At 72.0% G+C, this 13,486-nt stretch carries 12 protein-coding genes; 4 read left to right on the top strand and 8 right to left on the bottom strand.

All coding sequences use genetic code 11. From position 1 onward, the window contains the following. Positions 1 to 54: 54 nt before the first annotated feature. A complete protein-coding gene (gene ahcY / locus ACW9TB_RS18240; protein WP_472749196.1) occupies positions 55 to 1,482 on the bottom strand; it encodes an adenosylhomocysteinase in 1,428 nt (475 codons plus the stop codon). A gap of 223 nt (positions 1,483 to 1,705) precedes the next feature. Between ahcY and ACW9TB_RS18235 the strand changes: the two genes are divergently transcribed. The 3 genes from ACW9TB_RS18235 to ACW9TB_RS18225 are packed head-to-tail and all read left to right on the top strand — an operon-like array spanning position 1,706 to position 4,021. Continuing rightward, a complete protein-coding gene (locus tag ACW9TB_RS18235) occupies positions 1,706 to 2,047 on the top strand; it encodes a MerR family transcriptional regulator (protein ID WP_472749195.1) in 342 nt (113 codons plus the stop codon). A 34-nt stretch (positions 2,048 to 2,081) separates the two neighbouring features. Then, the gene (locus tag ACW9TB_RS18230) at positions 2,082 to 3,317 is read left to right on the top strand and encodes a sensor histidine kinase (protein WP_472749194.1); all 1,236 of its coding nucleotides are present in this window, start codon (positions 2,082 to 2,084) and stop codon (positions 3,315 to 3,317) included. Further along, complete coding sequence (locus tag ACW9TB_RS18225; RefSeq protein ID WP_472749193.1) at positions 3,314 to 4,021, top strand: response regulator; 708 nt, start codon at positions 3,314 to 3,316, stop codon at positions 4,019 to 4,021. Before ACW9TB_RS18230 ends, ACW9TB_RS18225 begins: the two co-directional genes overlap by 4 nt. Positions 4,022 to 4,100: 79 nt before the next feature. Here the strand turns inward: ACW9TB_RS18225 and ACW9TB_RS18220 are convergent, their stop codons facing one another. The 5 genes from ACW9TB_RS18220 to ACW9TB_RS18200 all read right to left on the bottom strand — a co-directional run bounded on the left by ACW9TB_RS18220 (position 4,101) and on the right by ACW9TB_RS18200 (position 8,150). After that, the gene (locus ACW9TB_RS18220) at positions 4,101 to 5,030 is read right to left on the bottom strand and encodes a cation diffusion facilitator family transporter (protein ID WP_472749192.1); all 930 of its coding nucleotides are present in this window, start codon (positions 5,028 to 5,030) and stop codon (positions 4,101 to 4,103) included. A gap of 65 nt (positions 5,031 to 5,095) precedes the next feature. Next, positions 5,096 to 6,202: an SIS domain-containing protein gene (locus ACW9TB_RS18215; RefSeq protein WP_472749191.1), complete on the bottom strand. Its 1,107-nt coding sequence runs from the start codon at positions 6,200 to 6,202 to the stop codon at positions 5,096 to 5,098. After that, positions 6,199 to 6,372, bottom strand: coding sequence for a Trm112 family protein (locus ACW9TB_RS18210; RefSeq protein WP_012888128.1), 174 nt, complete (start codon positions 6,370 to 6,372; stop codon positions 6,199 to 6,201). The genes ACW9TB_RS18215 and ACW9TB_RS18210 overlap by 4 nt, the downstream gene beginning before the upstream one ends. 4 nt (positions 6,373 to 6,376) lie before the next feature. Further along, the gene (locus tag ACW9TB_RS18205; protein ID WP_472749190.1) at positions 6,377 to 7,732 is read right to left on the bottom strand and encodes a phosphomannomutase/phosphoglucomutase; all 1,356 of its coding nucleotides are present in this window, start codon (positions 7,730 to 7,732) and stop codon (positions 6,377 to 6,379) included. 49 nt (positions 7,733 to 7,781) lie between these two features. Beyond that, positions 7,782 to 8,150, bottom strand: coding sequence for a DUF3499 domain-containing protein (locus ACW9TB_RS18200; protein WP_329090499.1), 369 nt, complete (start codon positions 8,148 to 8,150; stop codon positions 7,782 to 7,784). Between the two features lie 410 nt (positions 8,151 to 8,560). Here ACW9TB_RS18200 and ACW9TB_RS18195 point away from each other — a divergent pair, with 410 nt between their 5' ends. Then, positions 8,561 to 9,016, top strand: a complete 456-nt coding sequence (locus tag ACW9TB_RS18195) for a metallopeptidase family protein (RefSeq protein WP_472749189.1) — start codon at positions 8,561 to 8,563, stop codon at positions 9,014 to 9,016. 26 nt (positions 9,017 to 9,042) lie between these two features. Here ACW9TB_RS18195 and ACW9TB_RS18190 read toward each other — a convergent pair whose 3' ends face one another. Both ACW9TB_RS18190 and ACW9TB_RS18185 read right to left on the bottom strand, forming a co-directional pair. Continuing rightward, the gene (locus ACW9TB_RS18190) at positions 9,043 to 10,458 is read right to left on the bottom strand and encodes a DUF5719 family protein (RefSeq protein ID WP_472749188.1); all 1,416 of its coding nucleotides are present in this window, start codon (positions 10,456 to 10,458) and stop codon (positions 9,043 to 9,045) included. Then, the gene (locus ACW9TB_RS18185) at positions 10,455 to 13,337 is read right to left on the bottom strand and encodes a glycosyltransferase family 2 protein (RefSeq protein WP_472749187.1); all 2,883 of its coding nucleotides are present in this window, start codon (positions 13,335 to 13,337) and stop codon (positions 10,455 to 10,457) included. The genes ACW9TB_RS18190 and ACW9TB_RS18185 overlap by 4 nt, the downstream gene beginning before the upstream one ends. Positions 13,338 to 13,486 lie beyond the last annotated feature (149 nt).

The following is a 13,486-nucleotide window of genomic DNA, read 5'->3' as shown; positions in this document are numbered from 1 at the left end:
CGCCCGAAGGCCCCCGCGACGTCGCGGGGGCCCGGTGAAACTCGGCCGCGGATGTCAGTAACGGTAGTGGTCGGACTTGTAGGGTCCCTCGACGTCCACGCCGATGTACTCGGCCTGGGACTTGGTGAGCGTGGTGAGCTTCACGCCCAGGGCGTCGAGGTGCAGGCGCGCGACCTTCTCGTCCAGGTGCTTGGGCAGCACGTAGACGCCGATCGGGTACTCGTCGGTCTTGGCGAACAGCTCGATCTGCGCGATCACCTGGTTGGTGAAGGAGTTGGACATGACGAACGAGGGGTGGCCGGTGGCGCAGCCCAGGTTCATCAGGCGGCCCTCGGCGAGCACGATGATCTGCTTGCCGTCGGGGAAGCGCCAGGTGTGGACCTGCGGCTTGACCTCGGTCTTCTCGATGCCCGGGATCCTGGCCAGCCCGGCCATGTCGATCTCGTTGTCGAAGTGCCCGATGTTGGACACGATCGCGTTGTGCTTCATCCGGGCCATGTGGTCGGCCGTGATGATGTTGAAGTTGCCGGTCGTCGTGACGAAGATGTCGACGAGTCCGACGACCTCGTCCAGCGTGGTGACCTGGAAGCCGTCCATGGCCGCCTGGAGCGCGCAGATCGGGTCGATCTCGGTGACGATGACGCGGGCGCCCTGGCCCTTGAGGGCCTCGGCGCAGCCCTTGCCGACGTCGCCGTATCCGGCGACGAGCGCCACCTTGCCGCCGATGAGCACGTCGGTGGCGCGGTTGAGGCCGTCGAGCACCGAGTGGCGGCAGCCGTACTTGTTGTCGAACTTGGACTTGGTCACCGAGTCGTTGACGTTGATCGCCGGGAAGAGCAGCGTGCCGGTCTTGAACATCTCGTACAGGCGGTGCACGCCGGTGGTGGTCTCCTCGGTGACGCCCTTGATCTGCGAGGCGACCCGGGTCCAGCGGCCCTCGTCGGTGACCGTGCGGCGGAGCAGTTCGAGGACGACGCCCCACTCCTCCGGGTCGTTCTCGTCGCCGCTGGGCACGGCTCCGGCCTTCTCGTACTCGCTGCCCTTGTGGACGAGCATGGTGGCGTCGCCGCCGTCGTCGAGGATCATGTTGGGGCCGTCGCTACCGGGCCACGTCAGGGCCTGCTCGGTGCACCACCAGTACTCCTCCAGGGTCTCGCCCTTCCAGGCGAAGACCGGGACGCCCTTGGGGTCCTCCGGAGTGCCCTCGGGGCCGACGACCACGGCGGCGGCGGCGTGGTCCTGGGTGGAGAAGATGTTGCAGCTCACCCAGCGGACCTCGGCGCCGAGCGCGACCAGGGTCTCGATGAGCACGGCGGTCTGGATGGTCATGTGCAGCGAGCCCATGATCTTCGCACCGGCCAGCGGCTGGGCCGCGGCGTATTCCCTGCGAACGGCCATCAGGCCCGGCATCTCGTGCTCGGCGAGCTGGATCTCCCTGCGGCCGAAGGCCGCAAGGGAGAGGTCGGCGACCTTGAAGTCCATGTGTGGTTACCCCTCTGGTTGATGGGCGGCGTTCGCCTCACGCCCTCGCCCGTCGCGCTTGTCTCGCGATCGTGCTTCGCTCTGGGGCCGGGCCCGCCGCTCCACCGGAACAGTCGATGTATGTCGAGTTTAGGCGGCCGGAAGGGCTCCGCGCACCTCCAGAGCGGGTAACCTGACACAAGAATGTAAGGTTTCCCGGAAAAGCGCTGGAAAGAGGTCGCCGATGCGGATCACCGAGGCCGCCAGGAGGCTGGGCATGTCCCCCCGGATGCTCCGCTACCGCGAGGCGCTCGGGCTGCTCCCCCCGATCAGGAACGAGGGCGCGCACCGGCGGTTCGGCCCCGACGAGCTCTCGGCCGTCGCCCAGAGTGTCGAGCTGGAGAAGCGGTTCGACATCTCTCCCGCCGAGCTGGCCTTCGCGCTGCGGACACTGAGCGAGCCCGCCGTCGCGCAGGCCGTACGGGATCTGGGGCTGCGGATCGGCCGTCTGCAGGCACCCCGCAGGGCACTGGACTTCGAGAAGGAGAAGGCGCTGCGCCTGCTCCAACGTCGCTCCCGGGAGTGACGACAGCGGCTTCGCGGATCACCACAATTCCCTCATGGATCTGACCACCTCGCTTCCTCGGGAAGAACGGTTCGCCCGGAACCTGAAGCCGCCGGTCGCCACCGGGCTCCTGCTCATCGACATCGCGGTGGGTGGCGTTCTCAGCGTCGTACTTCTCATGCAGTTCTTCTCCCTCGAAGGGACACAGGGGGCCGAGCTTCTCTCGTGGTTCCTCTCCTCCGAGACACCGGGGGCCGTGACGCCGGCGTCGTGGATGCACGACCCGGCGGTCCGGATCGTCATGGCCATCCTGGCGACGGTGCCGCTCATGGCCCGCCGGATCACGCCGAGACTGTCGTCCGCCCTCGTGCTGACCGGCACCGCGGGCCTGCTCGCCGGTGGGATCACGCCCGGCGACCTGCCGGTCGCGGCGTACGCGGCCGTCCTGCTGTGCTTCTACACGATCGTCAGGCAGCTGGACCACCACACGGCGTGGATCGCCGGCGGATCGGTCACGCTCCTGCTCCTGGCGGCCGGCTGGTACGCGGGCGGGGGTACGGTGAGCCCCTTCGTCCTGCTGGGAGCGGCCATGGTCGGCGCCCTGACCCTCCTGTCCAACCTGCACCTGAGCCACACGGAGCTCGTGGAGATACGGGCGGACAACCTGGAAAGGCTCGGGGAACACGCGGCGACGGCCGAGCGGGCCAGGATCGCGCGGGAGATGCACGACATCGTGGCCCACTCGGTCTCGATGATCGCCGTCCAGGCGGAGACCGCGCCCTACACCCTCAAGAACCTGGACGACCAGGCCAGGCGGGAGTTCGCCGACATCGCCGCCTCGGCGCGCGGCACGCTCACCGAGATGCGCCGCCTGCTCGGCGTGCTGCGCGCCGACGTCACGACCGCCCCGGAGACCGCGCCGCAGCCGGGGCTGGCCCGGCTCCCGGAACTCCTCGAAGAGCACGACGGCGAGGTGGACCTCGACGTGGTCGGCGAGAAGGTGCCGGTACCCCAGGCCGTGGACGTCTCGGCCTACCGGATCGTCCAGGAGGCGCTGACCAACGCCAGGATCCACGCGCCCGGCGCCCGGGTGTCGATCGAGCTGACCTACCGTCCGGCCCTGCTGGTGCTGCGGATCACCGACGACGGCCCCGGCCCCTCGCGGGACACTCCGGACGGGCACGGCCTGGTCGGCATGCGCGAGCGCGCCCTCGCCCTCGGCGGCTGGTTCGGGGCCGGCCCGGGGTCGGCCGGTGGCTTCCTGGTCCGTGCCGGGCTCCCGCTGGAATGACCGTCCCCGCGAGAGCCCTCTCCCCCGGCCGCATCCACGACGACCGCGGGACGGCGGGCACGCCGATCCGGGTGCTGATCGCCGACGACCAGCCGATCGTGCTGCGCGGATTCGCGGCGGTGATCGGCGCGCAGCCCGACCTCACCGTCGCGGGCACCGCCCCCGACGGGGAACAGGCCGTACGGCTGGCGCGGGAGATCCGTCCGGACGTCGCCCTCCTCGACGTCCGGATGCCCGGGATGAGCGGGATCGAGGCGACCCGCCGGATCCTGGAGACCGAGACGACCAAGGTGATCATCATCACCACGTTCGACCTGGACGACTACGTGTACGACGCGCTCATCGCGGGGGCGAGCGGATTCCTGCTCAAGGACGTCCGGGCGAACGACCTGGCCGAGGCGGTCAGGATCGTGGCGCGCGGCGACGCGCTGCTCGCCCCGAGGATCACCAGGCGGCTGATCTCGGAGTTCTCCCGGCAGCGGCGGCCGATGCCGACCGGCAGCCCGCTCACCCCGCGCGAGGGCGAGGTGCTGCGCCTGGTCGCCAGGGGCCTGTCCAACGCCGAGATCGCGGCCCACCTCGTGGTCACCGAGCACACGGTGAAGACCCACGTGGCCCGGTTGCTGGCCAAGCTGGGCCTGCGCGACCGCACCCAGGCGGTGATCCACGCCTACGAGTCGGGCCTGGTCGTCCCGCACGACTGAACCATCAGGGAAAAGCACGGGGACCCCGGCGGCGTGTGCGCCGGGGTCCCCGTCTCTTCAGAACCCGTGGGCCCCGGGGTCAGACGGCGCCGTTGACGCTGCTCCTGTCGAGGTCGGGCTCCAGGTAGATGACGCGGGCCTCCGGGACGGCCGCGCGGATGCGCTGCTCGGCCTCGTCGATGCCGCGGGCCACGTCGGCGGCCGTGTCGTCGTGGTCCACCGCGATCTTGGCCGCGACCAGGATCTCCTCGGGGCCCAGGTGGAGGGTGCGCATGTGGATGATCCGGGTCACCTCGGGCGCGCTCTCCAGGGCGTCCGCGATGCGGGTCTCGACCTCGGGGCCCGCGCCCTCGCCGAGCAGCAGCGACTTGGTCTCGATCGCCAGGATGATCGCGATCACCGCGAGCAGGACGCCGATCATGATGGTGCCGATCCCGTCCCAGACGGGGTTCTTGGTCACCACGGCCATGGTCACGCCGAAGAGCGCGAAGATCAGGCCGAGCAGCGCGCCCAGGTCCTCAAGCACGATGACCGGCAGCTCGGGCGACTTGGAGCGGCGGATGAACTGCACCCACGACTGGTTTCCCCGGACGTGGTTGGACTCGATGATCGCCGTCCTGAACGAGAACGACTCTGCGATGATCGCGAAGATCAGCACGCCGAAGGCCCACTGGGGGGACTCCAGCTGCTCGTTGGCGGAGAGTTTGTGGATGCCCTCGTAGAGGGAGAACACCGCGCCGATGGTGAACAGCACCACCGCCACCACGAACGCGTAGAAGTAGCGCTCCCGGCCGTAGCCGAAGGGGTGCTGGGGCGTGCGCGCCCGCTGCGCGCGCTTGCCGCCCAGGAGCAGCAGCGCCTGGTTGCCCGAGTCGGCCACCGAGTGGACCGACTCGGCGATCATCGATGACGAACCCGTGAAGAGAAACGCCACGAATTTGGCCACGGCGATCGCCAGGTTGGCCGCCAACGCCGCGATGATTGCCTTAGTACCGCCGCCCGCGCTCACGGCAGCCTCCGCTCAGCTCGTTGGTCAAGAAAGCTTGTTCGGTCAGGGAAGACAGGACAAGGATCCTATTGCGAAACCCTTGCCTTGAGTTCTGTGATCGCCGACACAGTGGCCGGGTCGATCCCGTACCCGAGGGCGAGGTACGTACTCGCGAAATCCCCGAGCGCGATCAACGTGGCGAGCCGCTCCAGCGGGTGCGCCCCCTCCGCGGCGAGCTGCGTGACCGGAACGCCGCGATCCTCCGCCAGCCGCACCGACACCTCCCGCTGCCGGGCGACCCTGGGGTGCTCCTCCACGTCGCGCAGCACGAACAGCCGGAGCGACCTGCCGCTCTCGTCGGCGAAGATGTCGCGCTGGGCGAGCGGGCCGTCGAGAACGGCCACCTGGTCGTGACCGGCCCCGGGGAGCTCACCCCACATCGCCGGATACTTGCCGTTCGTATTGAACTGACCGGCCCACCTGCGGGCCGCGACGGCCGCCAGCGGGGAGGATCCCCAGATCATCGGCACGGTCTCGGCGAGCTCCATGGCGAGTGACTTGCCCGGGTTGATGAACGACTCGCTCGCCGGGCGACAGCGGTGGGCGAGGTCCTCAAGGCGCTTGGCCACCTCCTCGAACACCTCCTCCCCGGCCTCGACCAGGCCGAGCCCGGCGGCGGCGACGACCAGCGGGACCGACAGCGCCCACAGCGCGGCGCGCGCCTGCCCGCCGCCCGCGACGGGCACGAACGGCGCCCCCGCCTGCCTGGCGATCGCGTGGAGCGGCGAGTCGGCACCGCCGACGGCGAGCAGGCGGCAACCCCGGCGGACCGCCTCCGCGGCCACCGCGAGCGTCTCCTCGGTCCTGCCCGAGCGCGACACCGCGATCACCAGGTCGGTCGCGCCGATCCAGCCGGGCAGCCGGTGGGATCTGACGGTCACGATCGGCAGCGGGGCGCCGTGGCCGCACACCACGTCGAGGATGTCACCGGCGATGCCCGAACCGCCCACCCCGGCGACCACGACCGCCCGGGGCCGGCCGTCCCCGGCGAGCGAGGACAGGCCGGACTCCAGAGCGGCCCTGCGGGAGGTGCGGACCTGCGCGGCCGAGTCGGCCACCGCCCGCAGCATGCCCGCCGGGTCGCCCTCGGCCAGTTGTTTCTGGTCGTCGAGCCGATCGGGCTCCCAGTTCACGACTTCCGGGCCTCGTCGACCAGCAGGACCGGGATGTCGTCCCGGACCGGATAGACCAGGCCGCACGAGGCGGAGGTGCAGGACAGCTCGTCCACCTCGGGTTCGGCTCGCAGGGGGGACTTGCAGTTGGGACAGGCCAGGATCTCCAGCAGCCAGTCGTCGATCTTCACTCGTTCAGCTCCTCACGACAGCAAGGACCTCGTCCCTGATCGCTGCCATCTGAATCTCGTCGGCCGCCTCGGCGTTCAGCCTGAGCAGCGGCTCTGTGTTGGACGGACGGAGGTTGAACCACCATCCGGGGCCGGAGACGGTCAGGCCGTCCAGCTCGTCGAAGGTGACGCCGTCGCGGGTGGCGAAGATCTCCCGGACCCGCCTCGTCGCCGCGCCCTGGTCGGCGACCGTGCTGTTGATCTCCCCGGAGGCCGCGTAGCGGGTGTACGCGGCGAGGATGTCCGAGAGCGGCCTCTCCTGCTCGCCCAGCGCGGCCAGCACGTGCAGCGCGGCCAGCATGCCGGAGTCGGCGAACCAGAAGTCCTTGAAGTAGTAGTGGGCGGAGTGCTCGCCACCGAAGACCGCGCCGGTCGCGGCCATCTCGGCCTTGATGAACGAGTGTCCCACCCGGGTGCGGACCGGACGTCCGCCGTGCTCGGCGACGATCTCCGGGACGCCGCTGGAGGTGATCAGGTTGTGGATGATCGTGGCCCCGGGGTGCCTGCCCAGCTCGCGGACCGCGACCAGCGCGGTGATCGTGGACGGGGAGACGGACTCGCCGCGCTCGTCGACGACCCAGCAGCGGTCGGCGTCGCCGTCGAAGGCCAGCCCGATGTCGGCGCCCACGTTGAGCACGGCCTTCTGCAGGTCGCGCAGGTTGTCGGGCTCGATGGGGTTGGCCTCGTGGTTGGGGAAGGTGCCGTCGAGCTCGAAGTAGAGGGCGGTCAGCTCGACGGGCAGCCCCTCGAACACCGTCGGGACCGTGTGCCCGCCCATCCCGTTGCCCGCGTCGACCACGACCCGCAGCGGCCGGATGCCGGACAGGTCGACCAGGGTGCGCAGGTGGTCGGCGTAGCCGCGCAGCAGGTCGCGCCCGGAGACCGTCCCGCCCCCCGCGCCGCCGAGGGCGCCCGAGGCCAGGATCTCGGCGGCCCGGTCGCGGATCTCGGCGAGCCCGGTGGCGCCGCCGATCGGCACGGCACCCGCCCTGCACATCTTCATGCCGTTGTAGCGGGCCGGATTGTGGCTCGCGGTGAACATCACCCCGGGCAGCCCGAGGCTGCCGCTCGCGTAGTAGAGCAGGTCGGTGGAGCCCAGGCCCGCGTTGATCACGTCGGCCCCCCGCGAGGTCGCCCCCCGGGTGAAGGCGTCGGCCAGGGGCACCGACGACTCGCGCATGTCGTACGCCACGACGGCGGTCTCGGCCCCGGTCACCTCCACGAAGGCCGCGCCGACCGCCTCGGCGGTCTCCTCGTCGAACTCGTCCGGCACGACGCCACGAACGTCGTACGCCTTGAAGATCTTGGCGAGGTCGCCCACTCCAGCTCCACCCTTTGCGTCGTGTTCGTGACACCCCAGCCTAGTAGGGTCAGCGGTCGCGCTGGGGCTGGGCGGAGCGGAGCACTCTCAGATGGCCTCGGCGGCCGACCTCGACCCCCTGGCCGACCGGCTCGGTGCCGCCGCTCGGCGCGGGCCTGGCCGCCTCGCGGACCGCGTTGGCGAGGGCCTCCAGGTCGTCGGTGCTCGGCGGTGCGCCGTCGGTCGGCAGGCGGACCACCTCCCAGCCTCGGGGGGCGGTGAGCCGCTCGGCGTGCTCGGCACACAGGTCGTAGCAGTGCGGCTCGGCGTACGTCGCCAAGGGTCCGAGAACAGCGGTCGAATCGGCGTAGACGTACGTGAGCGTGAAAACGGCAGGCTGACTGCACGCGGTGCGGGAACAGCGGCGGACGGGGCTCACGGTGGGACCGTATCCGGTAAGCGTCCGGGGCGCCACTATCTGAGCGCTCTTAACGAGCGTGTCGCCACAATTCGGACACGTGTCCCGGCTTCCACCCGCCTGTACGGCTTACACCTCCTGTCCGCACGCCTCCCCCTCGCGCCTCTCCGCACTCGCCCTCCCGCGCCGCCACACCCGTTCGCACGCCTTCCCCTCGCGCCTCTCCTCGCTCGCCCTCCCGTGCCGCCCCACCCGTTCGCACGCCTCCCCCTGCCCTCTCCTCGCTCGCCCTTCCGTGTTCGCCCCACCCGTTCGCAGACCTCCCTCCGCCCTCTTCCCTCGCCCGCGTACCCGCCGTCGCGCCTCCCGTCCGCCCGCGCTCCGGTCACGGCACCTCCCGCCCTCGTACGGGTCACGTCTAAGCTGGGGCCGTGAGCCCGGCACCCGGCAGACCCCGTCCTCCCCGCAGGCGCGACCGACATGGTCGCGGCCTGCGTGGCCCGCTGGCGCCCTCGCACGTGCCGATCGCCAAAGCCCGCAGCGAGCGATTCGACGATCTTGTCCTGGACGCCGTCGACCGGCTCAAGCCCCGGTGGGCCAAGCAGCTGTCCGCCGTGGAGTTCGCGGTCGAGGAGGTCCCGCCGATCAGCGAGCTGGGCGACGGCCCCGGGCCGCTGACCGGCGAGCCCATCCCGTTCGGACGGGCGGAGCCCGCCGCGGGGACCCGCCCCGCCGTTGTGATCATCTACCGTCGCCCCCTGGAGAGCAGGGCGCGCGACCGCGACCACCTGGGCGCGATGGTGCACGAGGCGGTGGTCGAGCAGGTCGCGGGCCTGTTCGGGCTCTCCCCCGAGTCGGTCGACCCCGGCTTCGACGACCACGACTGACCCGCCGCCTCCCCTGCCAAAACGGCTCAGGGGAGGACGGTCGCGGCGGACTCGGCGATCGGCGGGATCAGCGCCCACATGCGGGCCGGGGCGAGCGGTTGCACGGTCAGCGCCAGCCCGCTCTTGAGCCGCTCGTCCATGACGCGCCCGCCGTAGACCGGCCCCGAGCCGGGCAGCGGTTGCACGACCACCGCGAAGGGCCCGTCCACCTTCTTGAGCGTGACCTGCTTGGTCCGCGCGGCGGCGATCTCCACCTGGAACGGCTCGCGCGGCTCGCCCTCGCGCGGAACCACCTGCACGCTGACCGTACCCGGCGTGTCCGGCGCGGTCAGCAGCAGCCGGGACGTCAGCTTGCCGCCCGCGCGGTTGTCGGCGACGACGCTGCCCAGGTCGATCGGGACGGCCCCGGCGGTGAAGGCCACGTCGGTCTTCGACCCCGTACCGGTGGCGACGAGCCCGGCCACGATCGGGGTGTCCGAGGTGAGCACCAGCGCGGACGGCTGGCCGCCGATCCCGGTGGACAGGTCGAGGGAGGCGACGGACCCCCCGGGCACCTCGACGAGCTCGCGGCCCTGGAGCGCGTACGTCCCGTCGGGGGTGAGGGCCTTGACCTCCACCAGCGTGTCGGTCTCCTCGGCGGAGGCGACGAGCAGCTCGCGCTTTCCCCCGCCGCCGGGGATGCCCGGCACGACGACGCGGGTGGCGGGGGCGGCGGAGACCGGCAGCCAGTCCACGCCGCGTCCGTCGTTCATGATCGCTCGTGCCGCGGCGGTGACCCGCCCCGAGCTGGTACGGACCTGGATCGCCACGGTGAGCGCCGAGGGCGCGAGGTCCAGGACCTTGATCGAGCGGCTCTGGCCGGGCTTGAGAGTGAACACGCCGCCGGTGTCGTCGAACACCGGGCCCTCGCCCGTGTAGACCATGATCTCCGCGATGGCCGGGGCGAGGTCGGCGTTGGTCAGGTACAGCGTGACGTCCGCCGCGGCCGGTCCCGGGCCGACCAGCCAGGTGCTCGCCACCGGCTCGGTGCAGCGCGCCCCGGCCAGTCCCCGCTGGTCGCCCGACGTCTCCCTGCGGGTCTGCGCCACCTCCAGACCGGCGGCCATGCTCCCGGTGGCCGCGACGACGAGGGGCGGCGACGAGGCGGGCACCTCGCCGTGCCACAGGCGGCCGGGAACGTCGACGGTGGCGAGAGTCTTGTCCCCGGTGACGAGCGTCGCGGAGCCCGGCTCCCGGCTGCCGGGCGGGGCGACCACGCCGACGGAGGTGTCGCCGGGCGACGGGCAGACGGCCGTCACCGAGGCGACGGGCACCTTCTCGAACCCCGGCGCGGGGGTGGCGACGGCCTGCGGCTGGGTGGCGTAGGCCACCCCGTACAGGGCGAGCAGGGCCACCAGGACCAGCACCAGCAGGCTGAACCGGTTCTCGATCAGGGATTTCACCGGGCGGCCAGCTCTCTGCGGGGTTCGGGCAGGTCCTGGGGGGCGGCGGTCTCGTCGGACTCGGTACGCGAGCCGGGCGCGGCCAGGATCGAGACGACCAGCACCAGCAGGCCCTGGGCCCAGAGCCAGCGGCCGTGCCAGGGGTCGCCGGGCGGGGTCACCGGAAGGGCGACCGGCTGGGTGAGCCGCCACACGCCGACCGAGCGGGACAGGCTCATCCTCGCCAGCGAGGGCTGCGAGTCGAGCGCGTGGCTGATCTCCGGATCGACGGGCGCGGTGACCACGACGAACCGCACGCCGTGGGCGGCGAGGACCCGGGCGTCATCACTGCCCCTGCCGGACACCAGCCCGGCCGCTGCGACGCGGACCAGCTCCCTGGGGCCGTCGGGGACGGGGATGTCCGCCTCGCCGACCACCGGGGTACGACCGCGCAGCACGGTGAAGAGCAGCCCGCCCGGCGAGGAGCGCAGCAGCAGGGTCCGTTCGCCGCCCGCGGAGTTGTCCGCGGCGAGGGCGGGCACGACGTCGCGCACGGTCCCGCGGAGCGGGCCGTCCACGCCCTTGACGATCCACATGCCCGCCGCGAGCAACGGCGTGGAGAACGCGACCAGCACGACGCCGAACGCGGCGACCCTGCGCAGCCCTCCCGCCGCCCGGAACTCCACGACCCTGTCGGCGGTGAGCGCGGCCACCACGAGCATGCCGGTGGCGGCGAAGGCCAGCGGCACCCCCGGCCAGGCGGGGGCCTCGACGTCGCCGTTGATCGAGGTGACGGTGGTCCTGCTGACCAGGATCGCCACCAGCACGCCGAAGAGCGCGACACCCCAGCCGACCGCGATGACCATCCGGTTGCGGCGCATCAGCAGCGCGAGCAGGCAGGCGGCGAGGAGGCCGCCGGTCACCCAGAGCGGCGGCATGCCGGGACCGCCGGGGCTGAGCAGCAGCAGCGAACCGGCGGGCAGCGCGGGGTCGACCAGCGCGGGCTGGTGCAGCCCGGCCTCCAGCAGGAGCTGCCCGGGGTCGGCGACCACCTGGGCCAGCCAGGGGAACAGCAGGGCCACCGGGACGGCGAACGCCACGAGCATCGAGACCGCGACGCCCCTGCGCGGGAAGGCCAGCGCCGCCAGCGCGCCGAGGATCGCGGTCAGCGGGTAGACCAGCGGGGCGAAGGCCGTGCCGACGGCCAGGAGGAGTCCCAGGCCCCAGGCGGCGCGGCGGGCGCGGCGGCGTTCCCCGGTGAGCACGGTGGTGGCGAGCGCCGCGTAGACGGGCAGCAGCACGAAGACCACCGCGGTACCGAGCCGCCCCGCGGCGACCGCGCCGGTCGCGACCGGCAGGAGGGCGTACGAGGAGGCCAGCCAGACCCTGGTCCAGCGGCCGGGAACCATCGACCGGGTGGCCGCGTACGCGGAGATCCCCGCCAGCGGCACGCAGCCGAGCAGCAGCAGCGACACCGCGAGCCACGTCTTGCCGAACAGCACCGTGGAGAGCACGGCCAGCACCGCCACGTAGGGCGGGGCCCACGCGTCGGTGCCCAGGCCCACCTGGTGGTAGCTCGCGCGGTAGAGGTCCCACAGGTCGGAGGCCCCGCCGATCACCGGGACGAGCGCGCCGCCGCCCAGCCTGGCGCCGCCGGTCACCGCGCGCTCGGCGACCAGCGTGACCAGGGCGAGCGCCAGGAAGAGCAGGACGCCGGGGTTGCCGAAGACGCGCTGCATCACCCCGGCGTCGGTGAGCAGCTCCTCGCCCTCCTCCTGCGCGTGCGGCGAGGCGGCCACGGCGTGGTGGCGGCCCGCGGACTCCACGAACCCGCCCCCGGCCAGGTAGTTCTGGGCCCGGTCGACGAGCCGCCGGTAACCGGCGCCCGGCGGGGTGAGGAGCTTGCCGACCGCCGCGTACCCCTGTTTGCGGCCCTTGGCCCGCGCCCGCCTGGCCTTGATCATCCGGATGGGGTGGCCGAACACCGAGCCGAACGCGAGGAACTCGTCCAGCGCGTTGGCGGGCTGCTTGGCCACGAGGAACAGCATCGTGCGGAAGAGCGACCCGAAGGCGTTGCGCACCAGCGCCCACAGCAGCGGGCGCAGCGGCAGGTTCGCCATGACGACGAAGAGGGCGTTGCGGCGGTCCAGGCGGCGGGGGTGGTCCCCGCTGGCCGTGATGCGGCGGCGCCGCCGGGTGGCGGCCTCGGCGTGCCAGGCGAGCGCCCGGGTGACGTTCTGCACGCGGTATCCGGCGGTCCTGACGCGCCAGCACAGGTCGAGGTCGTCGCGGAACAGCGGCAGGGCGGGATCGAGCCCGCCGACCTCGTCCCAGACGTCCCTGCGGATCAGCATGCCCGCGGTGGAGACCGAGAGCACGTCCCTGGTCCCGTCGTACTGCCCCTGGTCGAACTCGCGGGCCTCCAGCCCGGTGTCCCTGCGGCCGGTACGGTCGACGGTGACGCCGACCTCCAGCAGGAGCCGCCGGTCGAGCCAGTCGCGGAGCTTGGGCCCGAGCACCGCCGCCCTGGGATCCTCGTCGGCGGCCTCAAGCAGCAGGCGCAGGGCGTGGACGTCCGGGGCGCAGTCGTCGTGCAGCAGCCAGATCCACTCCCGGCCGCCGCCGGGGCCGAGCCGGTCGAGGACCTCGGCGACGGCCTCGCCGAAACCGGTCGAGCGCGGCAGGGTGAGCACCGCCCTGGAGCCGAGGGCGGCGGTCAGCAACGCGGCACTGCCGTCCCTGCTGCCGTTGTCGACCCCGACGACCCGGTCCACCGGGCGGGTCTGCCTGAGCAGGGCTTCCAGGGTCTCCCCCAGCCAGCGGGAGCCGTCGTGGGAGACGACGATCGCGGTGACGGTGTGGTGGGGGCGCTGGGGGTGCGGGGGGTCGGTGATGGACATATGTCCCGTGTTCAGGAGTGGTGGTGATCGGCGCGATAACGATACGGCACCCTCTGTCTGACTATGTCTTACCCCTGGTCTCGCGCATGAAAAAGGGTCACGCGACCGTCGGTCACGTGACCCCGTGGACATATTCGTCAAACGCCTCC

The organism is Streptosporangium sp. H13245, assembly GCF_055690525.1.
The sequence above is the reverse complement of the archived record's forward strand: the minus strand, read 5'-3'. Positions and strand labels throughout refer to the sequence as shown.